The organism is Kitasatospora sp. DSM 101779 (assembly GCF_025655475.1).
Taxonomy (GTDB): Bacteria; Actinomycetota; Actinomycetes; order Streptomycetales; family Streptomycetaceae; genus Kitasatospora.
On sequence record NZ_JAHTIK010000001.1, the window covers coordinates 2080933 to 2102941 of the forward strand.

25 protein-coding genes are annotated in these 22009 nt (G+C 75.1%); 17 read left to right on the top strand and 8 right to left on the bottom strand.

Annotated features, from left to right (window positions below):
* Nucleotides 1-41: 41 nt before the first annotated feature.
* From paaB to KSNIM_RS09675, 3 genes are all read right to left on the bottom strand, one after another.
* Complete coding sequence (paaB, locus tag KSNIM_RS09665) at nt 42-335, bottom strand: 1,2-phenylacetyl-CoA epoxidase subunit PaaB (protein ID WP_030265759.1); 294 nt, start codon at nt 333-335, stop codon at nt 42-44.
* The gene (gene paaA / locus KSNIM_RS09670; RefSeq protein ID WP_411543686.1) at nt 332-1288 is read right to left on the bottom strand and encodes a 1,2-phenylacetyl-CoA epoxidase subunit PaaA; all 957 of its coding nucleotides are present in this window, start codon (nt 1286-1288) and stop codon (nt 332-334) included. Before paaA ends, paaB begins: the two co-directional genes overlap by 4 nt.
* A gap of 228 nt (nt 1289-1516) precedes the next feature.
* The gene (locus tag KSNIM_RS09675) at nt 1517-2851 is read right to left on the bottom strand and encodes a M20 family metallopeptidase (protein WP_263102815.1); all 1335 of its coding nucleotides are present in this window, start codon (nt 2849-2851) and stop codon (nt 1517-1519) included.
* Nucleotides 2852-3408: 557 nt separating this feature from the next.
* Between KSNIM_RS09675 and KSNIM_RS09680 the strand changes: the two genes are divergently transcribed.
* From KSNIM_RS09680 to KSNIM_RS09695, 4 genes are all read left to right on the top strand, one after another.
* The gene (locus KSNIM_RS09680) at nt 3409-4425 is read left to right on the top strand and encodes an aldo/keto reductase (RefSeq protein WP_263102816.1); all 1017 of its coding nucleotides are present in this window, start codon (nt 3409-3411) and stop codon (nt 4423-4425) included.
* 40 nt (nt 4426-4465) lie between these two features.
* Complete coding sequence (locus tag KSNIM_RS09685) at nt 4466-5053, top strand: TetR family transcriptional regulator (protein ID WP_263102817.1); 588 nt, start codon at nt 4466-4468, stop codon at nt 5051-5053.
* 87 nt (nt 5054-5140) lie between these two features.
* Nucleotides 5141-6049: an ADP-ribosylglycohydrolase family protein gene (locus KSNIM_RS09690; protein ID WP_263102818.1), complete on the top strand. Its 909-nt coding sequence runs from the start codon at nt 5141-5143 to the stop codon at nt 6047-6049.
* A gap of 310 nt (nt 6050-6359) precedes the next feature.
* Entirely contained in the window at nt 6360-6878 is a 519-nt protein-coding gene (locus KSNIM_RS09695) for an SMI1/KNR4 family protein (RefSeq protein WP_263102819.1), read from the top strand.
* A 77-nt stretch (nt 6879-6955) separates the two neighbouring features.
* On the opposite strand, the gene KSNIM_RS39065 is transcribed toward KSNIM_RS09695, so the two are convergent.
* Complete coding sequence (locus KSNIM_RS39065) at nt 6956-8410, bottom strand: glycoside hydrolase family 6 protein (protein WP_317634006.1); 1455 nt, start codon at nt 8408-8410, stop codon at nt 6956-6958.
* Between the two features lie 249 nt (nt 8411-8659).
* A complete protein-coding gene (locus tag KSNIM_RS09710) occupies nt 8660-8926 on the bottom strand; it encodes a GlsB/YeaQ/YmgE family stress response membrane protein (protein WP_263102820.1) in 267 nt (88 codons plus the stop codon).
* Between the two features lie 210 nt (nt 8927-9136).
* Here KSNIM_RS09710 and KSNIM_RS09715 point away from each other — a divergent pair, with 210 nt between their 5' ends.
* The 12 genes from KSNIM_RS09715 to KSNIM_RS09770 all read left to right on the top strand — a co-directional run bounded on the left by KSNIM_RS09715 (nt 9137) and on the right by KSNIM_RS09770 (nt 18561).
* Nucleotides 9137-9847: a response regulator transcription factor gene (locus KSNIM_RS09715; protein WP_263102821.1), complete on the top strand. Its 711-nt coding sequence runs from the start codon at nt 9137-9139 to the stop codon at nt 9845-9847.
* On the top strand, nt 9844-11283 hold the full coding sequence (locus tag KSNIM_RS09720; RefSeq protein WP_263102822.1) for a sensor histidine kinase: 1440 nt from the start codon (nt 9844-9846) through the stop codon (nt 11281-11283). Before KSNIM_RS09715 ends, KSNIM_RS09720 begins: the two co-directional genes overlap by 4 nt.
* A 113-nt stretch (nt 11284-11396) precedes the next feature.
* The gene (locus KSNIM_RS09725; protein WP_263102823.1) at nt 11397-11786 is read left to right on the top strand and encodes a hypothetical protein; all 390 of its coding nucleotides are present in this window, start codon (nt 11397-11399) and stop codon (nt 11784-11786) included.
* Entirely contained in the window at nt 11783-11989 is a 207-nt protein-coding gene (locus KSNIM_RS09730) for a hypothetical protein (RefSeq protein ID WP_263102824.1), read from the top strand. Before KSNIM_RS09725 ends, KSNIM_RS09730 begins: the two co-directional genes overlap by 4 nt.
* 373 nt (nt 11990-12362) lie before the next feature.
* Nucleotides 12363-12929, top strand: a complete 567-nt coding sequence (locus KSNIM_RS09735) for a cysteine dioxygenase (RefSeq protein WP_263102825.1) — start codon at nt 12363-12365, stop codon at nt 12927-12929.
* On the top strand, nt 12923-13324 hold the full coding sequence (locus KSNIM_RS09740) for a rhodanese-like domain-containing protein (RefSeq protein WP_263102826.1): 402 nt from the start codon (nt 12923-12925) through the stop codon (nt 13322-13324). The genes KSNIM_RS09735 and KSNIM_RS09740 overlap by 7 nt, the downstream gene beginning before the upstream one ends.
* Nucleotides 13325-13424: 100 nt before the next feature.
* Nucleotides 13425-14507 (top strand): ABC transporter ATP-binding protein, encoded by a 1083-nt coding sequence (locus KSNIM_RS09745; protein ID WP_263102827.1) that lies wholly within the window; start codon nt 13425-13427, stop codon nt 14505-14507.
* A complete protein-coding gene (locus KSNIM_RS09750; protein ID WP_263102828.1) occupies nt 14497-15156 on the top strand; it encodes an ABC transporter permease in 660 nt (219 codons plus the stop codon). The genes KSNIM_RS09745 and KSNIM_RS09750 overlap by 11 nt, the downstream gene beginning before the upstream one ends.
* Nucleotides 15153-15854 carry an ABC transporter permease gene (locus KSNIM_RS09755; RefSeq protein WP_263102829.1) on the top strand — a complete coding sequence of 234 codons (702 nt, stop codon included), beginning with the start codon at nt 15153-15155 and terminating at the stop codon, nt 15852-15854. Before KSNIM_RS09750 ends, KSNIM_RS09755 begins: the two co-directional genes overlap by 4 nt.
* Nucleotides 15851-16759 (top strand): ABC transporter substrate-binding protein, encoded by a 909-nt coding sequence (locus KSNIM_RS09760; RefSeq protein ID WP_263102830.1) that lies wholly within the window; start codon nt 15851-15853, stop codon nt 16757-16759. Before KSNIM_RS09755 ends, KSNIM_RS09760 begins: the two co-directional genes overlap by 4 nt.
* Before the next feature lie 59 nt (nt 16760-16818).
* Entirely contained in the window at nt 16819-17631 is an 813-nt protein-coding gene (locus KSNIM_RS09765; RefSeq protein WP_263102831.1) for a class I SAM-dependent methyltransferase, read from the top strand.
* Nucleotides 17632-17673: 42 nt separating this feature from the next.
* Nucleotides 17674-18561 (top strand): hypothetical protein, encoded by an 888-nt coding sequence (locus KSNIM_RS09770; protein WP_263102832.1) that lies wholly within the window; start codon nt 17674-17676, stop codon nt 18559-18561.
* Nucleotides 18562-18680: 119 nt separating this feature from the next.
* Here the strand turns inward: KSNIM_RS09770 and KSNIM_RS09775 are convergent, their stop codons facing one another.
* Nucleotides 18681-19949, bottom strand: a complete 1269-nt coding sequence (locus KSNIM_RS09775) for a multidrug effflux MFS transporter (RefSeq protein WP_263102833.1) — start codon at nt 19947-19949, stop codon at nt 18681-18683.
* Nucleotides 19950-20049: 100 nt separating this feature from the next.
* On the bottom strand, nt 20050-20421 hold the full coding sequence (locus tag KSNIM_RS09780) for an ADP-ribosylation/crystallin J1 (protein ID WP_263102834.1): 372 nt from the start codon (nt 20419-20421) through the stop codon (nt 20050-20052).
* Between the two features lie 168 nt (nt 20422-20589).
* On the opposite strand from KSNIM_RS09780, the gene KSNIM_RS09785 reads away from it, so the two are divergent.
* Nucleotides 20590-21606 (top strand): chitinase, encoded by a 1017-nt coding sequence (locus KSNIM_RS09785; protein ID WP_263102835.1) that lies wholly within the window; start codon nt 20590-20592, stop codon nt 21604-21606.
* Nucleotides 21607-21634: 28 nt separating this feature from the next.
* Here KSNIM_RS09785 and KSNIM_RS09790 read toward each other — a convergent pair whose 3' ends face one another.
* On the bottom strand, nt 21635-21958 hold the full coding sequence (locus tag KSNIM_RS09790; RefSeq protein WP_263102836.1) for a hypothetical protein: 324 nt from the start codon (nt 21956-21958) through the stop codon (nt 21635-21637).
* Nucleotides 21959-22009: the final 51 nt, after the last annotated feature.

Genomic DNA, 22009 nt, shown 5'->3' on the forward strand with positions numbered 1-22009 from the left:
CATCCCCTGGTCGGACGGAGCGGGCTCGGAACGGAGCGGGCTCAGATGTGCGGGACATCCTCGGGGATGTCGTAGAAGGTCGGGTGGCGGTAGACCTTGTCGCCGCTGGGTGCGAAGAACGGGTCCTGCTCGTCCGGGGTGGAGGCGGTGATCGCCGCGGAGGGCACCACCCAGAGGCTGACGCCCTCGTTGCGGCGGGTGTAGAGGTCGCGGGCGGCGAGCAGCGCCATCCGGTCGTCGGCGGCGTGCAGCGAGCCCACGTGGACGTGGTTCAGGCCGCGCCGCGGCCGGACGAACACCTCGTAGAGCGGCCAGCCGGCCCGGTTCGCGTTCACTGTGCGCTCCGCTTCTTCTCCGCATACGCCAGGGCCGCTTCGCGGACCCAGGCACCGTCCTCGTGGGCGGCCCGGCGGCGCTCGACGCGCTGCGCGTTGCAGGGGCCCTGCCCGGTGATCACCTTCTTGAGCTCCGACCAGTCGGGCTCGCCGAAGTCCCAGCTGTCGCGCTCCTCGTTCCAGCGCAGGGCCGGGTCGGGGAGGGTGACGCCCAGGTGCTCGGCCTGCGGCACGGTCATGTCGACGAAGCGCTGGCGCAGGTCGTCGTTGGAGTGCCGCTTGATCCGCCAGGCCATCGACCGGGCGCTGTTCGGCGAGTCGTCGTCCGGCGGTCCGAACATCATCAGCGACGGCCACCACCAGCGGTCCACCGCGTCCTGCACCATCCGGCGCTGGGAGTCGGTGCCCCGCATCAGGGTCATCAGCAGCTCGTAGCCCTGCCGCTGGTGGAAGGACTCCTCCTTGCAGATGCGGACCATCGCCCGGGCGTACGGGCCGTAGCTGCAGCGGCACAGCGGCACCTGGTTGCAGATCGCGGCGCCGTCCACCAGCCAGCCGATCACGCCGACGTCGGCGAAGGTCAGCGTCGGGTAGTTGAAGATCGAGGAGTACTTCTGCCGGCCGCTGATCAGCTTCTCGGTGAGCTCGGCCCGGTCGACGCCGAGGGTCTCCGCCGCCGCGTACAGGTACAGGCCGTGGCCGGCCTCGTCCTGCGCCTTGGCGAGCAGGATCGCCTTGCGGCGCAGGGAGGGGGCCCGGGTGAGCCAGTTGCCCTCCGGCTGCATGCCGATGATCTCCGAGTGCGCGTGCTGCGCGATCTGGCGCACCAGGGTCGCCCGGTAGGCGTCCGGCATCCAGTCGCGCGGTTCGATCCGCTGCTCGGCAGCCACCACAGCGTCGAAGCGCCCCTCCAGGGTCGCCTCGCTCAGCTCCGTCGCCGTCACTCCACCCACCTCCCGACTGACCGTTCGGTCGGTCCCATTCTGTACGGCCGGACCCCGGCCTGACAAGGCACGGTCCGCGCAGGGCGCGGAGGGCGGGAGAGCGGGGCGCCGCGGCGGCGGCCGCGAGGGGCCGGACGGGCGCGATCCGGGGCGGCCCGGAGGCATCCGTACACGGACGGCCCGGCGGACCCGGGCGGGCGGTCCGGGCGGGGTCGCCGCCCGGACCGGGCCGCGGTGTCAGGCGCGGTCGCGCAGCCGGGGCAGCGGTACGGCGAGGAGCGCCGCCAGCAGGGCGATCCGCGGGGCGAACTGGTCGACCAGCACGTGCTCGTGCCGGGCGTGCGGACCGCGGCCGACGGCTCCGAGGCCGTCCAGGGTGGGCAGTCCGCGGGCGCCGGCGAGGTTGGTGTCTCCGGCCCCGCCGGCCGGGGCGCCGTCCAGTTGCTGGCCGAGCGCCGCGGCCAGCGAACGGACGTGCCGCAGCAGCGGGTTGACGGTCCGCTCGGGCCAGGTCGGACGGCTGGACAGCACTTCGGTGCGGACCTTGGCGCCGGGCCGCAGGGCGGTGAGGTGGGAGAGGGTGTCGAGGGCGCGGCGCTGCGCCTCGGCGGTGGCGAAGCGCAGGCCGAGTTCGGCCTCCGCCTTGCCGGCGATCACGTTGGCGCGGGTGCCGCCGGCGATCCGGCCGGTGTTGAGCTCGGTTCCGGGCATCCGGCCGAGCCCCCGGACGGCGACCAGTTGGTCGACCAGCTCGTCGACGGCGGAGACGCCCTCGGCGGCGTTGTTGCCGGCGTGCGCCTCCCGCCCGGTGACGCTGAGCAGGACCCGGGTTGAGCCGCGCCTCGCGGTCTTGAGCCGGCCGTCGGGGTGCGGCGGCTCCAGGCCCAGCACGGCTGCAGCGCCCGGGAGTTGGCGTTCGACGACGCGCCGCCCGTCCGGGCTGCCGATCTCCTCGTCGGCGACCACGACCAGACGGACGGTGCGGTGCGGACGCTGGCCGAGATCGGCCAGCAGGGCGAAGGCGCCCTCCAGCAGGGCCAGTCCGGCCTTCATGTCGAGCACGCCGGGGCCGCTGAGCCGGCCGTCCTGCTCCTCGACCGGCCAGTCGGCGAGGGTGCCGGCGGGCCAGACCGTGTCGTGGTGGCCGACCACCAGCAGGTGCGGCAGGGACTCCTCGCGGCCGGGCCACTCCAGGACCAGGTGGTCGCCGGCCGGGCCCTTCTCGCGGCGGGCCCGCGCACCGGTGGCGCGGAAGCCGGCCGAGAGTTCTTCGGCGAGGGCGTCGAGCCGGGGGGCGTCACCGCTGGGCGACTCCAGGGCGGCGAGGGCGGCGCAGCGGCGGCGCACGGCGCCGGCGAGGGTGCGGGCCCGGGTGGTGAGCGCCTGCGGGAGTCCCGGCAGGGCGGGCAGTCCGGGGGCGGCTGCGGCGGCCGCCGGGTCGGTGGTCCGGGTCGGGGCGGGCGCCGCCGCGGTATTCGCGGGTTCGCCGTCGGCGGCCCGTTCGGCCGCGGGTTGGCCGGCTGCGGCCGGCGCCGTTCCCGGCTCGGCCGGGAGGACCGTATGCGGGCTCACCTCGCACCTCCACAACCCGGGGCGGTCGGGGCGGCCGGCCGGGGTTGTGGCGGTCGTGGCGGGCGGGTGGCGGCCGGGACCGGTGTCCGGTCGGGCAGCGGTCGATGGTGCAACCTCGGACTGGGTGACACGTCGTCCTCCTCGCTCGCTCCGGCGACCCCGGCGTCCGGGGCCCGTGGACGGCGCCCCCGGTGCGCGGTGCGGCCGATGCGCGGTGCGGCCGGGCGCCGGCGGCCGGGGAGGCTCGGGAAGTGAGCCTAGAAGACCCGTTCGCCTCCGTGCGAGGTGGCCCGGTGCTCCGCGCCCCGTGCGGCGCCGGGTGCGCGCGTCCCGTTACCCACGATGGACCTGCGGTGTCGCTTCGGCAGTCCGAACCGCCCGCGGGCGGCGGATCCACGTCCGACGGGTGACGGCCGATCAGCCTTTGATATCGGTCACCCTCGCCCTCCCCCTCCTCTCCCCCTCGCCAGCCATCGAATGACAGATATTGAAATCTGTCATTCGACATGTCATAGTCGAATCACCACCGCCGTCCGCCCTCGATCCCGGGAGCCCCGATGCCCACCACTCCCCGCACCACGCCCCGCACCGCCCTCGGCACCACCGGCCCGGAGACCTCCGCCCTCGGCCTCGGCCTGATGGGCATGTCCGATCTCTACGCCCCGGCCGACGAGGCCGAGTCGATCGCGACGATCCACGCCGCACTGGACGCCGGGGTCACCCTGCTGGACACCGGCGACTTCTACGGCATGGGCCACAACGAGCTGCTGCTGTACGAGGCACTCCGCGGCCGTGACCGCGACGCGGTGCAGATCAGCGTGAAGTTCGGCGCCCAGCGCGGCCCGGACACCAGCTGGCTCGGCTACGACGCGAGCCCGCCCGCCACCAAGACCGCACTGGCCTACACGCTGCGCCGGCTGCGCACCGACCACGTCGACGTCTACCGACCGGCCCGGCTCGACCCGAACGTGCCGATCGAGGAGACCGTCGGCGCGATCGCCGAGCTGGTGAAGGCCGGCCACGTCCGGCACATCGGCCTCTCCGAGGTCGGCGCCGAGACCCTGCGCCGGGCCGCGGCCGTCCACCCGATCAGCGACCTCCAGATCGAGTACTCGCTGCTCTCCCGCTCGCTGGAGGCCGAGGTGCTGCCCGTCGCCCGCGAACTCGGCATCGGCATCACCGCGTACGGGGTGCTCTCGCGCGGCCTGCTCAGCGGCCACTGGAACGCCGCCCGGGAGATCGGCGCGAGCGACTTCCGCGGCCACAGCCCGCGCTTCCAGGGCGAGAACCTGACCCGCAACCTGGCCCTGGTCGAGGCACTGCGCTCGGTGGCCGCGGCGAAGGGAGCGACCGTCGCCCAGGCCGCGATCGCCTGGGTCGCCTCGCGCGGCCCGGACATCGTGCCGCTGGTCGGCGCCCGCCGCCGCGACCGGCTCGCCGAGGCACTCGGCTCGCTGGACGTCCGCCTCACCCCCGTCGACCTGGCCGCGATCGAGGCCGCCGTACCGGAGGGATCGGCCGCGGGCGACCGGTACGCTGCGGCACAGATGGCGATGCTGGACAGCGAGCGCTGAGCAGCCGCCCGCCGTACCGACACCGAAGGACGACCTCCCCGTGGCCACGGACAACGCACTCACCGCCGAGCAGATCCTGAGCACGGCGGAGGACGTCCTGCGGAGGTTCGGCCCGGCGAAGGCCACCGTGGTCGACATCGCCCGCGCCCTCGGCGTCAGCCACGGCAGCGTCTACCGGCACTTCCCCAGCAAGGCGGCGCTGCGTGAGGCCGTCACCCAGCGCTGGCTGGACCGGGCCCACGACGAACTCGCGGCGATCGCCGCCGAACCGGGCCCGGCCGCCGAGCGGATGCACCGCTGGCTGGCGACGCTGTTCGCCGCCAAGCGGCAGAAGGCGCTGGAGGACCCGGAACTGTTCGCCACCTACATGGTCCTGGTCGGCGAGGTCAGCGGGACGGTGGAGGAGCACGTCGACACGCTGGTCGCGCAGATCCGGGAGATCGTCGAGGACGGCGTCCGCCGCGGGGAGTTCCGCGACACCGCGGCCGGCCCGGTGGCCCGCTCGGTCTTCCTCGCCACCGCGCACTTCCACGACCCGGCCCACGCCGCCGAGTGGTCCCGCCCGGCCGCCCAGGACGACTTCGAGGCGCTCTGGTCGCTCCTGCTGGAGGGCCTGCGCGGCCGCTGACGCCCCGCACACACGGGAAATCCGCTGGCCCGGCCGCCCCGCCGCCGCGAGAATGCCGCCCTCGGTCATTCTCACCCGGAGGACAACATGCACGCGCCGACCGCGGCACTCGACAGCCTGCAGGGCCTCGCCCTGGGGGACGCCTTCGGCGACCGCTGGTTCTCCCCGCGCGTCGACGAGGCCGCCGCCGAGCAGGCGGCCCGGATCCCGCGGCCCGGGCCGTGGAAGTGGACCGACGACACCGCCATGGCGCTGGTCGTCCTCCGGCATCTCGGCCGCTTCGGCGAGGTCCGGCAGGACGACCTCGCCCGCGAGTTCGCCGCCGCCTACACCGCTGCACCGCACCGCAAGTACGGGCCGTCGATGCACCAGGTGATGCGGGCCGTCCACGGGGGCGCGGACTGGCGCACCGTCACCTCCGCGGTGTTCGGCGGCCAGGGCTCGCACGGGAACGGCGCGGCCATGCGGGTCGCCCCGCTCGGCGCCTGGTTCGCCGCGGACCTCGCCGCCGTCGCCGAGCAGGCCGGGCTCTCCGCCCGGACCACCCACCACCATCCGGAGGCCGCCGCCGGGGCGGTCGCGGTGGCGGTCGCCGCCGCCCTCGCCGTCCGCAGCCGCGGCTCCGCCGCACCCGGCCGGTCGGAGTTCCTGATGGAGGTCGCCGGGCACCTGCCGGAGAGCGACGTCCGGTCCGGCCTGCGCACGGCCGCCCGCTTCCCCTCGGGCACCACCGTCCGGCACGCGGCCGTCGTGCTCGGCTCCGGCGCCGGGCTCTCCGCCCGGGACACCGTCCCGTTCGCCCTGTGGTCGGCCGCCGGCGCCCTGGACTCCCTCACCGACACCCTCTGGGAGACCCTCGGCGGCTGGGGCGACATGGACACCACCTGCGCCATCGCCGGCGGCGTCACCGCCGCCCGCACCGGCCTCACCGACGTACCCGACTCCTGGCTCACCGCCCGCGAGGACCTCCCCGCCTGGGCGACCCCGCAGCCCTGACGACGCGGCCGTCGGGGCACGACGCGGCCGTCGGGGCACGACCCGGGCCGGGCGGGCAAAGCGGACGGCAGGCGCCGGCCGGGCTGCTGGGGGCGCCCGGCCGGCGCGGCAGCCGCGAGGGCCGGGGGGAGTCGGCGACGCCGACCAGGGTCGCCGCCGGACTTCCCCGTCCCTCGCTGGGCTGTTGACAGGAGAGAGGGCGGCACGAGCCGATCGGCCCGCGAGTTTGCCAAGTCTTTGCCACCGGCCCTTGCAGGCCGGCACCGACCCCCGGCCGCGCCCCGGGCAGGAGGCGGCCTAGCCTGCGGGTATGGCAGACGACGACCGCATCCTCCCCGCCGCCCTCGCCGAGGTGGCCGGCATCGGCTTCGACTTCGACGAGGGCCAAGGGGTGGATTTTGAGCCCTACGACGCCTTCCTCAGCGCCGAGGAGACCACGGACTGGCTGCGCGCCTGGACGGGCAACCCGGAGCTGGACGGGGACGCCTTCCGGGTGTTCGGGCAGGACGGCACCGGGGGCTACGGGGCGATCTGGCTGGCGCACCCCGGCCGGCCGCTGGCCGAGCAGCCGGTGGTGTTCCTCGGGTCGGAGGGCGAGACCGGGGTGGTCGCCTGCGACCTGGCCTCGTACCTGTGGCTGCTGGCGGACGGGTCCGGCCCGCGCGAGGCGGTCGAGTACCTGGGGCTGGCGGCCCGCCCGAACGCGGAGTTGGCCGCCGTCGCGGAGCGCTGGGCGCCGGGCGCCCGCCGTCCGGCCGCCGAGGTGGTCGCGGAGGCCGGCCGGCGGCACCCTGACTTCGAGGACATGGTCTTCGAGCTCTGCCGCTGAGCGCCACCGGACGGGCGGAAGCCGCCGACCGCTGTGGGGAGGCGGTCGGCGGCCGTTCTGCGCGGTCCGCCGCAGCGTCAGGCGACGGTGCAGGCGGAGCCGTTCAGGGTGAAGGCTGTCGGGGCCGGGTTGGCGGAGCCGTACGTGGCCTGGAAGCCGAAGCCGGTGGAGGCGCCGGCGGCCAGTGCCCCGTTGTAGCCGAGGTCGGCGGCGGTGACCGTGGTGCCGGACTGGCTGACCTTCGCGTTCCAGGCGCTGGTGACCTTCTGGTCGCCGCCGAAGCTCCACTTCAGTGTCCAGCCGCTGATCGTGGCGGTGCCGGTGTTCCTGACGGTCACCTCGGCGGTGAAGCCGCCCGTCCAGGAGTTGGCCTTGTAGCCGACCGAGCAGGCCGCGCTGCCGGTCGGCGGCTGCGACGTCGGCGGCTGCGACGTCGGCGGCTGGGACGTCGGGGGCTGGCTGGTCGGCGGGGTGCTCGGGTCGGCGGCGTTCTGGGCCAGCTGGTAGGCGATGTCCGGGACGAAGGTGCCGGCGGCGCCCGCGCAGCCGTCGGCCTCGCCCGGCGGCTTCACCCACAGGAAGGCGTCGATCGCGGCATCGCCGGTGGCCGCGGTCGGGTAGTTGCCGATCTTCCGGCCGGTCGGGTCGCACCAGGCGCTGCCCGCCGGGCCGTTGCCGTTGCGGCTGGTGTCGATCACGGCGTGCAGGTTGGCCGGGTTGCCGAGGGCGGAGAGCACGGACTTGGCGTACCCGACCTCGCCCGAGGTGGTGTTGAAGTTGGAGACGTTGGTGAAGAAGCCGTCCGCGTTGCTGAGGATGCCCGCACTGCGCAGCCGGTTGGCCTGCTCGGAGGCGCTGTTCCAGGTGGAGTGGCCGCCGTCCAGGTAGACCTTGGCGTTGGGAGCGGCCGCGTGGACGGCCGCGCCGGCCCGGGAGAGCGAGGCGAAGCGGTCGGCCTGCTGCTGGGCGGAGAGGCAGGTGGTGAGGGCGATGGAGTCGGGCTCCAGAACGACCACCGAGCGTCCGCTGCCCAGGCCTGCGGCGAACTTGGTGACCCAGGCGTCGTAGGCGGCGAGGTCGGGGGCGCCGCCCGCGGAGGCGCCCCCGCAGTCCCGGTTGGGGATCTCGTACACCACCAGGACGGGCACCTGGCCGGCCGCGGCGGCCGCGGCGGTGATCGCCCGGACGTCCGAGGTCACGGTGTCCGGCCTGTAGTTCGCGAACCAGACGCCCTGCGGTTGGCTGGCGATCCGTTGGGAGATCACCGGTGTGCGGGAGTCGCTGGGGTTGGCCGCGACCCACTTGACGACCTGGGAGGCCGGGTCCTTCCAGAACCGGGTGTCCGCGGGCAGGCTGCCCTGGACGGCGGCGCCGGCGCCGGTCTGGGTGCCGGCCAGCATCGAGACGGCCACCGCGCCGGCGGCGAGCGCCAGGGCTGCGGCGCGGCCTCGGCGGGCGGCGTGCCGGGGGCGGTCCGGGGTGGGGCGACCGGGTGCCGGGGCGGCCCGTCGGACGCCGTCGGGAGTGCTCACAGGGGTCCTCCGCGTGCTCTCGGGTGGGAGAGGATGGGACGGCCGCCGGATGTGGGAGCGCTCCCGCACGGCCGGGGCCGATGCTAGCCCCGCCAGGCTCCGGACGTAATCCCTTGCACAGAAGGAAGTTTCGACGATGTTCGACGGCCTGACCCTGGGGTCGAATCCGCCTTGGTGGGAGCGCTCCCGCAGCGGAGCAAAGAAATCCGCCGCCGGCGGGCCCGCAGTGGGGCCCGCCGGGGCGCGCGGTCAGTCCCGGGAGTTGCCGAAGAGCAGGCGGTAGGCGATCAGCAGTACCAGGGCGCCGCCGATGGCGGAGACCCAGGTCGCCAGGTCGAAGAACTCCTTGGCCACCGGCCGGTGCAGCACGGACGAGGAGATCCAGCCGCCGACGAACGAGCCGGCGATGCCGATGAGCGTGGTCACGATGAGGCCGCCCGGGTCGCGCCCGGGCAGCAGGAACTTGGCGATGGCCCCGGCTATCAGGCCGAGGACGATCCAGCTGATGAAACCCATACCTGTCTCCTTGCCCTCCGGGGTCCAACGCCGAACCGCGGTGTCCCGAAGGACGCCCGGCGCCGGCCGCCGGTTCCCGAACACCCGCCCGAGCCGCGACCGCAGCCACGGCGCACCCCGATGCGCCCGCTCCCCGCCGTGACCGGCGCCGCCCGCGTGTGGGAGAGTCGGCGGCCCCGGGCCGGAGGGGCCCGACACGAGGAGGCGCCGATGACCGCGGGCACACAGGCCGGCCGGGTGCTGGTGGTGGACGACGACGCCGCGATCCGCCGCTCGCTGGAGCGCGGGCTGCGCCTCAGCGGCTTCACCGTCGGCGTGGCCGCGGACGGCGAGGCGGCGCTCGCCCGGGCCGCCGCCGACGCCCCCGACGTGCTGGTGCTGGACGTGTCGATGCCCGGCCTCAGCGGCACCGAGGTCTGCCGGGCACTGCGGGCCCGTGGCGACGACACCCCCGTGCTGATGCTCTCCGCGCTGGACGAGCTCGCCGACCGGGTCGCCGGGCTGCAGGCCGGCGCCGACGACTACCTGGTGAAGCCGTTCGCCCTGGAGGAGCTGGTGCTGCGGCTGCACGCGCTGCTCCGACGCCGTCCGGCGCCCCCGTCCGAGCTCCTGCGGGCGGGCCCGCTCACCGTCGACCCGGCCACCCGCCAGGTGCACTGGGAGGGCGCCGAACTCCACCTCACCCGGCGCGAGTTCGAGCTGCTCTCGCAGCTCGTCCGGAACACCGGGCTGGTGCTCACCCGGGACCAACTGCTGGACCGGGTGTGGGGCTACGACTTCGACGTGCGCAGTGACGCGGTGGACACCTTCATCAGCTACCTGCGCCGCAAGCTGGAGGACGGCGGCCGGCCGCGGCTGATCCACACCGTACGCGGTGTGGGCTTCGTGCTGCGGGTGCCCGCCGACGGGGGTGCCCGGTGAAGCTCTCCACCCGGATCGCGCTGTCGGTCACGGTGCTGGTGCCGCTGCTGGTGCTGGCCGCCGGGCTGCTGCTGCTCGGCCTGGTCCACCGGGACCTGCTGCGCCAGCAGGACGAGGTGCTGCGGGCCCGGTCGGCCGCGGTGCTGCCCAACGCCCGGACGCTGCTCGCCGCGAGCGCCGGCAACCGGCCGAAGGCGGAGCAGAACCAGCAGCGCAAGGTGCTGGACGGTGCGCTGGACTCCGGGGTCCGGCTGGCGGCCGCGGACGGCACGGTACGGCTGGCGGTGGGCCCGCAGCCGACCGAGTCGGTGGTGCTGCCGGCCGCCGGGTCCGGCCCGGTGACCGTGCGGGACGGCGGGCGGGCCTGGCGGGTGCTGGCCGTGCCGGTGGACGGCGCGGCACCGGGCACGCTCTGGCTGGTGCAGCCGTCCACGGCGGTCGATCCGCAGGTGAAGACCGTCCGCCGACGGGTGTTCCTGGTGGCGGTGCTGGCCGCCCCGGTGGCCGGTCTCCTGGCCTTCGGCCTGGCGGGCCGGGCGACCGCCTCGCTGCGGACGCTGAGCGGCCGGGCGGCCGCACTCGACCCGCGCACCGGCGCGGGCGCGCTCGACCACCGGCGCAGCGGTGTCACCGAGGTCGACGAACTCGCCGCCGCGCTCTCGCTGCTGCTGGCCCGCTACGACGAGCAGGCGGGCCGAACGGCGCAGGCGCTGGAGACCGCTCGATCGTTCTCGTCCGCGGCGGCGCACGAGCTGCGCACCCCGCTGACGGCGATGCGGACCAACCTGGACGTCCTGGGCGCCCATCCGGACCTGCCGGCCGCCGAGCGGGCCGAGATCGTCGGCGAACTCGCCGAGGACCACGGCCGGTTGGAGGAGCTGCTGAACGCGCTGCGGACGCTGGCCGGCGGCGACCTGGTGGACCTGTCGGCGTTCGCCGCGCTGGACCTGGGCGAGCTGGTGGAGGCGGCCGCGGCGGAGGCCGGTCGGCGGCACCCGAAGGCCCGCCTGGAGGTCGAGGCGGCAGCCGGGGTGCGGGTGTTCGGCTGGGAGGCGGGGCTGCGCATCCTGCTGGCCAACCTGATCGGGAACGCCGCGGTGCACGGCCGCCTCGACGGCGGCCCGGCCCGGATCTCCGTCCGGCTGCGGGCGGGGCGCAGCGGCTCGGCGGTGCTGACGGTGGACGACCGCGGGCCGGGGGTGCCGCCGCAGGAGCGGGCGGCGGTCTTCGCCCGCTTCCACCGGCGGCGGGACAGCCCGGGGTCGGGCCTGGGGCTCACCCTGGTGGCGCAGCAGGCGGCGCTGCACCGCGGCACGGTGGCGGTCACGGAGGGGCCGGACGGCACGGGCTGCCGGTTCGAGGTACGGCTGCCGCTGCTGCGTCCCGAGGAGCCGACTTTGGTGCTGCCGGCCCGTCGGGACTGGATCACCCGCTGAGCCCGCCCGGCCTGCCCGCCGGTCACGCCCTCGGGCGGTCACAGGATTTCCACAAGAAGCCGCCCTACGCTCCCCGGCGTCCGATCAAACAGGTATCCGGAGGAGAGACCGCCATGCCCATGAACCGCAAGGCCGCCGCGATCGGCGCACTCGCCCTGGCGGGGTCCGTGCTCGCCGGTGCGGCCCCGGCCCAGGCCGCCGAGACCCCGAAGGGCGACGGCGCCAAGGCGATCTGCAAGCGCGTGCCGGCCACCCAGGCGCGCCTCGACAAGGCCCTGACGCGGCTGAACGGCGATGCCACGGTGGTCGGTTCGGTGGCCCGCCTGGAGAAGCGGGTGGCCGAGGCGAAGTCCGCCGGGCACACCGAGGTGTACACCTACCTGAACGACCGGCTGGACTTCCGCAAGAGCCTGGTGCCGACGCTGGTGCTCCGGCAGAAGGACGTGAAGGCCGTCGCCGACTGGTGCGGCAAGCAGGGCTCGCCCTCGGCGGGGTCCAAGTGAGCCGCCGGGCCGGTGCCGCGGTGGCGGCCCTCGCCGCGGCCGCCGCGCTGCTGCTGACGGGCTGCGGTCCGCACCAGGGCGGTGGCGACAAGGCCGCCCAGTCGCAGCAGGACGACGGCCAGACCCAGCAGATGCAGCAGAAGCTGGACGCGGCGGAGAGCGCCGCCGCGCAGGCGGACGGCGACGCCACACAGAACAACTGACGCACCGCCCACGAGCGGCCCGTCCCGGACGATCCGGGGCGGGCCGCTGCGCCGTTCCGGTGCCCCGGGCGGACGGGTGTGTCTTCCGCCCGGTGGACGCGGCTTGACGCGGCCCTCCCTCGTCGTGAACGATCGGCGCATGAAGCCCGGCACCGCTCTGGTCTGCCGCCTGCACGTCGATCTGCGACGCCAGGCGAGCGACATGTGTGCCCGCTGACGGTTCCTCCTCGCCCCGTGCCGTTCTCCGGGGCCGGCGCCTGACCCGTCGGGCTCCGTCCGGGACCGTCCGCTCCTGAAGCTCCCCCCTTCCCCGGTCGGCGCACCGCTGTGCCCGTGTGCGCCCGCCGCCCCTCCGGCCATCCGAGGACACGCCATGAGCCTGGACTTCGCCCTACCCGTTTCCCAGCCCGACACCGCCGGCCAAGGTCCCGGCCGTGCCGACACCGCCGACCCCGGCGCCGTCGCGGACACCGGCGGCACCGCCCGCCCGCTGTCGCCGAACGCCCTGCGGGCGATCGTCCGCGACCTCGCCGAGCAGCCCGACCGCTGGATCCACCGGGTCCGGCTGGCCACCGAGGAGCGCTGGTACGAACGGCTGGTGAGCGCCGAGGACCACGAGGTGTGGCTGATCAGCTGGCTGCCGGGGCAGTCCACCGGTTTCCACGACCACGGTGGTTCGCGCGGCGCCTTCGCGGTGGCGCTGGGCGAGCTGGAGGAGCTGTCACTGGGCGGGCCGGAGGACGGGCTGCTGGTGCGGCGGGTGGCGCCGGGGGCGGTGCGGGCGTTCGGCGCCGCGTACCTGCACGACGTGCGCAACACCTCGGCGGGGCCGGCCGTGACGATCCACGCGTACTCGCCGCCGCTGAGCGGGATGACGCGCTACGACCTGCGGGCCGGGGGCCTGGTCCGCACCGCGGAGGAAGGACCGGAGCAGTGGTGACGACGGTGGACGAGCCGGTGGCGGGGGCCCGGGCCGGGGTGCACCGGCCGGGCCCGGGGGAGGCGTTCGCGGCGGTGGCCGAGGGGGCGGCGCTGCTGGTGGACATCCGGCCGGTGGCGCAGCGGGCCCGCGAGCGCGGCATCCCGGGCGCGCCGGTGATCGAGCGGAACGTTCTGGAGCGGCGGCTCGACCCGGCGGGCAGCCACCGGATCCCGGAGGCGCCGGATCACGGGGTGCACTGGATCGCGGTCTGCTCCGAGGGCCACGCGTCCGGCCTGGCCGCGGCGAGCCTGCGGGAGCTCGGACCGCACCGGGCGGCCGATCCGGACGGCGGCCACGTCGCCTGGGCGGCGGCCGGCCTGCCCACCCTTTCGGCCGACGGGGGTTTGGCCTGACGGACCCCCGGGGATTCGATCAGGTGTTTGTTTGTCACATCCGCCTCATGCGTACCCATCTCATGTCGCATCAGAACAGCAGAGCACTCTGGAACCACACGTGATCACTTTCGAGGGCGCCGCCAAGCGCCACCCGGACGGCACCGTGGCCGTCGAGGGCCTGGACCTCGACGGCCCGGCCGGCCGAATAACCGTGCTCGTGGGCCCGTCCGGCTGCGGCAAGACCACCCTGCTGCGGATGGTCAACCGCATGGTCGAACCGACCTCCGGCCGGGTCCTGCTGAACGGCGAGGACGTCGCCTCCCTGCCCGCCGCCCGGCTGCGCCGGGGCATCGGCTACGTCATCCAGCAGGCCGGGCTGTTCCCGCACCGGCGAGTGCTGGACAACGTGGCGACCGTGCCGCGGCTGCTCGGCCAGGACCGCCGGACGGCCCGGGCCCGCGCCGCCGAACTGCTGGAGTTGGTGGGCCTGCCGCCGGAGACCGCCCGCCGCTACCCCTTCCAGCTCTCCGGCGGGCAGCAGCAGCGGGTCGGCGTGGCCCGCGCGCTGGCCGCCGATCCGCCGGTGCTGCTGATGGACGAGCCGTTCAGTGCGGTCGACCCGGTCGTCCGGGCCGGCCTGCAGGAGGAACTGCTGCGGCTGCAGTCCGAGTTGAACAAGACCGTGCTGTTCGTGACGCACGACATCGAGGAGGCCGTACGGCTCGGCGACCAGGTGGTGGTGCTCCGCGAGCACGGCCGGATCGCCCAGTGCGCCGACCCGCACACCCTGCTCACCGCGCCCGCGAACAACGACGTGGCCGCCTTCCTCGGCCGCGACCGGGGCCTGCGCGGGCTCGGCCTGCGCCCGGCCAGCACGGTCGGGCTGCTGCCCACCGGCACCGAACTGCACGGCTGGCGGCTCGCCGTGGACGCGAACGGCCGCCCCGAGGGCTGGGAGCGGGGCGGCGAACGCCGGCCCGCCCCCGTCTTCGCCCCCGCCGCCGACAGCCTGCGGTCGGCACTGGACGCCGCGGTGCTCTCCCCCGCCGGCGCCGCGGTCGCCGTGGACGGGACCGGCCGGGCGACCGGCCTGGCCACCCGGGCCGCCGTCCTCGCCGCACTCGGCCCCTCCGTCGAGGAGCCCGCCGCCGAGCGGCCCGCCACGGAACCCACCGCCGGGGAGCCCGCCGGTGGACGGTGAACCGCTCGTCCGCTGGCACTGGATCGGCGACCACCTCGGCTACCTGCGCGACCTCGCGCTGGACCACGCGGTGATCTCGCTCGTCCCGGTGCTGATCGCACTGCTCGCCGCCGTCCCGCTCGGCCTCCTCTGCGCCCGGCTGCCCAGGCTCTACCAGCCGCTCGCCGCGGTCTTCAACGTGGTGTACGCGCTGCCCGCCATCGCCGTCTTCGTGGTGCTCATCCCGTACACCGGCCTGGCCACCCGGGCCACCGTGATGGTGCCGCTCACCTGTTACGCGCTCGCCGTGCTGCTGCCGGCGACCGTGGACGGGCTGCGTGCCGTACCGGAGGACGTCCGGCAGGCGGCCACCGCACTCGGCTACGGGCCCTGGCACCGCCTCGCCGCGGTCGAACTCCCGGCCTCCGTGCCGTACCTGGTCGCCGGGGTGCGGGTGGCCGCGGTCTCCTCGATCTCGCTCGCCGCGGTGGGCGCCCTGGTCGGCCGCGGCGGCCTCGGATACCTCTTCGTCGACGGCTTCCAGCGGACCTTCCCGACCCCGATCGTCGCCGGGATCGCACTGGTCGTGCTGCTCGCCCTCGCCACCGACCTGCTGCTGGTGCTCGCCCGCCGGCTGCTCGCCCCCTGGGCGTCCGGAGGTGCCCGGTGAACTGGCTCGGCTGGCTGACCACCTTCTTCACCGCCCCGGCCCGGCAGAGCGGGCCCGACGCGATCGCCCACCGGATCGCCGAACACCTGGTGTTCTGCGGCGAGGCCCTGCTGTGGGCCGTGGTGCTCGCCGTCCCGCTCGGCGTGCTGATCGGCTACACCGGCCGCGGCGCCTTCGTCGTGACCGCGCTGACCGGTGCCGCGCGGGCCCTGCCCACGCTCGGCCTGGTCACCCTCGCCGTGCTGCTGGCCGGGGTCGGCGACACCGCCGTCCTCGTCCCGCTGGTGGCGCTGGCCGCGCCGCCGCTGCTGGTCGCCGCCGCCGAGGGCGTCCGCGGAACGGACCCGGTCGTCCGGGACGCCGCGCTCGGCATCGGGCTGACCCACCGCCAGGTGCTCGCGCGGGTCTGCCTGCCCGCTGCCGCGCCGGTGCTGCTCGCCGGGCTGCGCACCGCCACCGTGCAGACGATCGCGACCGCCACGGTCGCGGCCTACGTCGGCCTCGGCGGCCTCGGCCGCTACGTCGTCGACGGCCTCGCCACCAAGGACTACCCGGCCACCGTCGGCGGCGCCCTGCTGGTCGTCCTGCTGGCCGTCGCCGCGCAACTGCTCTTCGCCCCGCTGATCCGCCGCGCCTCGCCGCCGCAGGCCCGGCTCACCCGCCGTACCCGTACTCGCCGAACGAAGGAACCCCGATGACCGCCCGATTCGTCCGAACGCTCACCGCCGCCGCACTCGCGCTGGGCGCGGCGGCCTGCTCCTCCTCGTCCGGCGACCCGCTGGCCGCCGACGGCGGATCCGCGAAGCCCGCCGACGGGAAGACCGTCGTCGTCGGCTCCGCGAACTTCCCGGAGAACGTGCTGCTCGCCTCGATCTACTCCCGGGCACTGAAGGCCAAGGGCGTCAAGGTCGAGGAGAAGTTCAACATCGGCAGCCGCGAAGTGCTGTACGGGCAGCTGAAGAGCGGCAGCCTGACCGTGCTGCCCGAGTACAACGGCGCGCTGCTCGCCTACCTCGACCCCAAGACCACCGCGGCCGGCACCGAGGCCGTCGACGCCGAGCTGCAGCGCAGGCTGCCGGCCGAGCTCGGTGTCCTGGACCCGGCCTCCGCCGAGGACAAGGACTCCCTGACGGTCAGCAAGGAGACCGCCGACCGGCTGAAGCTCACGTCCGTGGCGGACCTCGCGGGCAAGGCCGGCGAGCTGGTGATCGGCGGGCCGCCGGAGTTCAAGTCCCGCCGCGAGCAGCAGTTCAAGGACGTGTACGGGCTGACCTTCAAGGAGTGGAAGCCCACGGCCGACACCACCGCCAACGCGCTCAAGGACGGCACCGTCCAGGTCGGCAACGTCTTCACCACCGACCCGCGGATCGTCCAGCTCGGCCTGGTCACGCTGGCCGACCCGAAGAACCTCTTCAGCGTGCAGAACGTCGTCCCGCTGGTGAACAAGGCCGGTGTGGACGCCACCGCCACGGCCGCGCTCAACGCCGTCTCCGCCAAGCTCGACACCGCCGGCCTCACCGCCCTGATGAAGCGGGTCGCCGTCGACAAGGAGGACCCGTCGGCCGTCGCCGCCGACTGGCTGAAGGCCAACGGCCTGGGCTGACCGACGACCGCCGGAAAACCCGGTGACCGGGCTCCGGGCGGACGATCATGATGGCTGGCATGACCGACGACACCGTGACCGTCCGCCCGGAGATCCTCGACTACTACAACCGCGGGGCCGAACAGGGCCGCCTGCAACGCGAGCACAACCGGCTGGAGTTCTGGCGTACCCAGGACGTGCTGCGCCGGCTGCTCGGCCCCGCCCCGCTGCGGGTGCTGGACGTCGGCGGCGGCGCCGGCGCGCACGCCGCATGGCTGGCCGCCGACGGACACGAGGTCGACCTGGTCGACCCGGTGCCGCTGCACGTCGAACAGGCCGCCGCACTGCCCGGTGTCCGGGCCGCACTGGGCGACGCCCGCGCCCTGGCGGCGGCCGACGGCTCCTACGACGCGGTGCTGCTGCTCGGGCCGCTCTACCACCTGACCGAGCGCGCCGACCGGCTGCGGGCTCTCGCCGAGGCCCGCCGGGTCTGCCGGCCGGGCGGTGCGGTGGTCGCGGCCACCATCAACCGGTACGCGGGACTGCACGACCAGCTGCGGGTCGGACGCTACTTCGAGCCCGGCCCGCGCGCGGCCACCGACGCCTGCGCGGCCACCGGTCTGCTCGGCGGCACCGCCGACAACCCGCTCTTCACCACGGCCTGGTTCCACCACCCGGCGGACGTCCTCGACGAGTTCGCCGCCGCCGGACTGCCGGAGGCCCGGCAGTACGGGCTGGAGGGTGCGGCCTGGCTGATGGGCGAGGTCAACGAGTGGCTGGACGACCCGGAGCGGCGCGACACCGTGCTGGCGGCGCTGCGCACCACCGAGTCGGAGCCCTCGCTGCTCGGCGTCAGCGGCCACCTGCTGACCGCGGCGGCCGTCCCGAGCTGACGGGTTGCATCGACAGGACCGTCAGATCGTAGGATCGCGCGCATGACTGACGGGCGGGGCACGGCGCAGGGCCGGGGCGGGCCGGCGGGAACGGGCGAGCCGGACTGGGCGGCGATGGCCGACCGGCACGAGCACGAGGTCAGACGCCGCAGGCAGCTGCAGATCGTCGGCGGCGTGGTCGCCGCCACCCTGGTCGTCGGCGGGATCACCGCCACCGCGGTCGGGCTGTCCGGCTCCGACCGCACGGGCGGCGCCCCCGCGGCGGCCGGCGGCGGCCCCACCGCCACCGAGCCGACCGGGGTCGTGGCGAGCGCCGCACCGAGCACCTCCGCCCCCGCGTCGTCCTCCCCCAGCGCCCCGGGCGGCCCCTCGGCGCGCCCGAGCACCTCGCCGAGCGGCGCCCGCCCCTCCGCCGCGCCCGCGGACCCGCTGACGGTCATCTCCTCCGCCGCGACCGACACCGCGCCGCTCGACCCGGCCGCACTGTTCCCGGCCTCCGCCACCGCCGGCGGCCGCACCTGGACCCGGCTCACCACCGCCACCACCGACCCCTGCTGGAAGGCCACCACGGGCGGCCTCGGCGACGTCCTCGCCGCCCACGGCTGCCGCAGCATCCTCCGGGCCACCTACACCGACGGCTCCGGCGCGGTGACCGTCGGCATCGCCGTCCTGGACTCCAAGACCCAGGCGGACGCCGTCGCAGCCGGCCACAAGGGCCAGGTCCAGGGCCTGGTGCCGGCCGGCAGCACCTCGTACTGCACCGGCCCCGGCTGCGCCAACACCCACGCGGCGGTGGGCCGCTACGGCTACTACACGGTGGCCGGCACGGTGAAGCCCGGCGGCACCGCCCAGGACCCGGTGGCCACCGCCGCCCAGGCCGACTTCGCAGCCCGCGCCCGCGCCGCCCTGCTCGCCCGCGGCCACCGCTGACCGGCGGCGCGGGACCCGGCCGGCGGGACCCGGCCGGGGCGTGTCCTCAACGGCGCACGGCTGCCGCGTAGGGCCGCGTGGGCGCCCCTGGATCGGTCACCGCGCACCTTCGAGGACCTCTAGGTTCCGTGCTCCCCAGCCGACTGCCACGGCCGGCACAGCGTCAGGAAGGCCACCAGCGACAGCACCGCACTGCCGAGCACCACCACGCCCAGCAGGACGGCGGACGGCTGCCCTCCCGCGCTGCTGAGCGGAGCCACCACGGCGCCGCAGAGGAAGGTGCCGAGGCCGAGCAGCGCCGAGGCGGAGCCCGCCGCGTGCGGGGCCATGGTGAGCGCCTGGGCCGCCGAGTTCGGGCCGACCACGCCCATGGCCGCCATCAGCAGACACATCGCCGGGCAGACCGCGGCCAGCCCGAGGTCCCACACCCCGGTGAAGAGGGTGATCGCCAGCCCGGCCGCCCCGGCGGCCACCAGGCCGAGCAGCATCAGCGAGGCGGGGCGCACCCGGGTGACGAGCACCCGCCCGTTCAACTGGGTGGAGGCCATCAGGGCCACCGAATTGACCGCGAAGAGCAGGCTGTAGGTCTGCGGCGAGACCCGGTAGACCTCCTGCAGGACGGTGGAGGACCCGCTGACGTACGCGAAGAGCGCGCCGAAGGCGAAGGTGCTGGTGAGGACGTAGCCGAGGAAGCGCCGTTCGCGGATCAGTCCGCCGACGGCCTGCAGGGTGGTGGTCAGGCCGCCGCGGTGGCGGCGTTCGGGCGGCAGCGACTCGTGCAGGGCGCCCGCGGCGAGCAGGGCGAGGACGGCACCGAGCGCGGCGAGGACGGCGAAGGTGCCGCGCCAGTCGGTCACGTGCAGCAGTTGGGCGCCGAGCACGGGGGCGACGATCGGGGCGAGGCCGGAGATCATCGCCAGTGAGGCCATGAAGCGGATCATCGCCACGCCCTCGTAGCAGTCCCGGGCCACCGCGCGGGCGATCACCAGCCCGGCCGCGCCCGCGACGCCCTGCACGAAGCGGGCGACGACCAGCACGCCGAGGCCGGGAGCGATCGCGCACACCAGGGTGGCGAGGGAGTAGGCCGTGATGCCGGCGAGCAGCGGGCGGCGGCGGCCGTGCCGGTCGCTCAGCGGGCCGAACACCAGCTGGCCCGCGGCCATGCCGAACAGCTGGGCGGTGAAGGTCAGTTGGACGGCCGGTGCGGTGGCGTGCAGGTCCGCGGCGAGCGAGGGCAGGGCCGGCAGGTAGAGGTCGGTGGTGAACGGGCCGAGCGCGACCAGGCCGCCGAGGGCGACGACGGTGGCCCGGCCGGGCGGCGCGGCGGTGGCGGCGCCGGCGGCGGGGGTGGTCCGCTCGCCGCCGGCGTCGACGGTCGGGCCTGCCATGGAGCTCCTCGGGATCGGATCGGAGGCGGGCCAGCTCGGGCCTGCTCGGCGCGGCCGGCCGCGGGTGCCGGAATTCGTACCGTAACCCGGTGTGCCGGGCTCAGGCTCGGGCAGCGTCCGGCCGTTCGGCCGCGCCGAAGCTGCGGACGACCTCGATGGCGCCGACGATGTGCCGGTTGAACTCCGCCAGCTCCTCGGCGGGCACCCAGAGTTCGAGGATGGTCTCGCCGCCGGCCTGCCGGACGGGGAACCGCTCCAGGTAGGCGCTCTCGACCTCGAACCGGGTGACGTAGCCGGCGCCGGACGCGGGGACGTTCCAGTCCCGGGCGATCCGGACCGCGTAGTCCTCGTTGAGCACCGGATAGAAGATCGGCTGCTCCGGCAGGCGGGGCGGCCAGGCACGCCAGCCGGAGGCCTCGACGAGCGCGAGCTCCTTCGGGCCGGTCGGTCGCCAGAGCGTAGTGGTCTGCATACACTCGACCGTATCTGCCGCCACACCCGCCCGGCGACGCATTTTCGGCCTTCAACTTCCCTTAAGGCGCCCACTCTTGATGTGCACACAAGGTGCTGCTTTGCTGTGCAGACGAAGTTAGGAAACTTTCCTGACGGTTCCCGCGACACCCCAGACGAACGGAGAACCATGCCCTCGCACGCCCTGCGGCACCGGCGCGTCCGCCCGCTGCTCGCCCTGGCCGGCGCGGCCGCACTCGCCGCCGGCACCTTCGCCCTGGCGCCGGCCGGGCAGGCCGCCACCGCCGCGGCCGCCGACCCGGTGGGCCTCAACGCCCCCTACGAGTACCTCGGCTGGGGCAGCCCCCAGAAGCCGACCGACGTGATGGCGGCGACCGGGGTCAAGCAGTTCACCCTCGCCTTCATGCTCAGCGACGGCGGCTGCAACCCCAAGTGGGACGGCAGCCGGCCGCTCACCGGCGGCAGTGACCAGAGCGCGATCAACGCGATCAGGGCGGCCGGCGGCGACGTGGTGGTCTCCTTCGGCGGCTGGAGCGGCAGCAAACTCGGCGAGAAGTGCACCTCGGCGAGCGCACTGGCCGCGGCCTACCAGAAGGTGATCGACGCCTACAAGCTGAAGGCGATCGACGTGGACATCGAGAACACCGAGGTGGCGAGCGCGGCCGCCCGGCAGCGGGTGATCTCCGCCCTGAAGACGGTCGAGAGCAAGAACCCGGGCATCCGGACCTACCTCACCTTCGGCACCACGCCCACCGGCCCCGACGCCAACGGCCTGGACCTGGTCAAGAAGGGCGCCGCCGCCGGACTCGCCCTGGACGGCTGGACGATCATGCCGTTCGACTTCGGCAGCCACAGCGGCTCGATGGGCAGCGTCACCACCAAGGCCGCGGACGGCCTGCAGAAGGCGGTGGCCGGCGCGTACGGCTACGACAGCGCCACCGCGTACCGGCACATCGGCATCTCCTCGATGAACGGGAAGACCGACGAGGCCGACGAGACCGTCTCCACCGGCGACTTCACCACCATGCTGGACTACGCCAAGGCGCACCACCTGGCCCGGTTCACCTTCTGGGCGGTCAACCGGGACCGGGCCTGCCCCTCCGGCACCCAGGCGGGCGACTCCTGCAGCGGGATCTCCCAGTCGGCATACGCCTTCACGAAGATCGTCGCCGGCTACCACGGCTGAGCCGGGCGACGCCGGGACGCGTCGACGGTCAGCGCGGGGCGATCAGCGCGGCCTCGGCGAAGTTGTCCCAGTGGGCGGCCGCGCCGAGCGGGATGCAGGCCCAGTCCTTCATCGGCCGGCCGCCCACCGGGTCGAACAGATGGGCGCCCGGCAGTCGCAGCGCCTCGGCGAGGGCCGGCGTGTCCCGGCCCAGCCGGCACACCAACTCGCCCTCGTGCAGGCCGGCGAAGGCCTTGCCCGTGGTGTCCTTCAGACAGGGCATGCCGAACATCTTCGACTGTGTCGCGCCACGCGGGGCGAGCTCCTCGGCGATCTCCGCGTACCGCGCGGCCGGGTCCGATCGGTCCGTCATGGCGCCATGGTGGCACCGGGCCCGGGGCCGCGCGGCGCACGCCACGCGGAC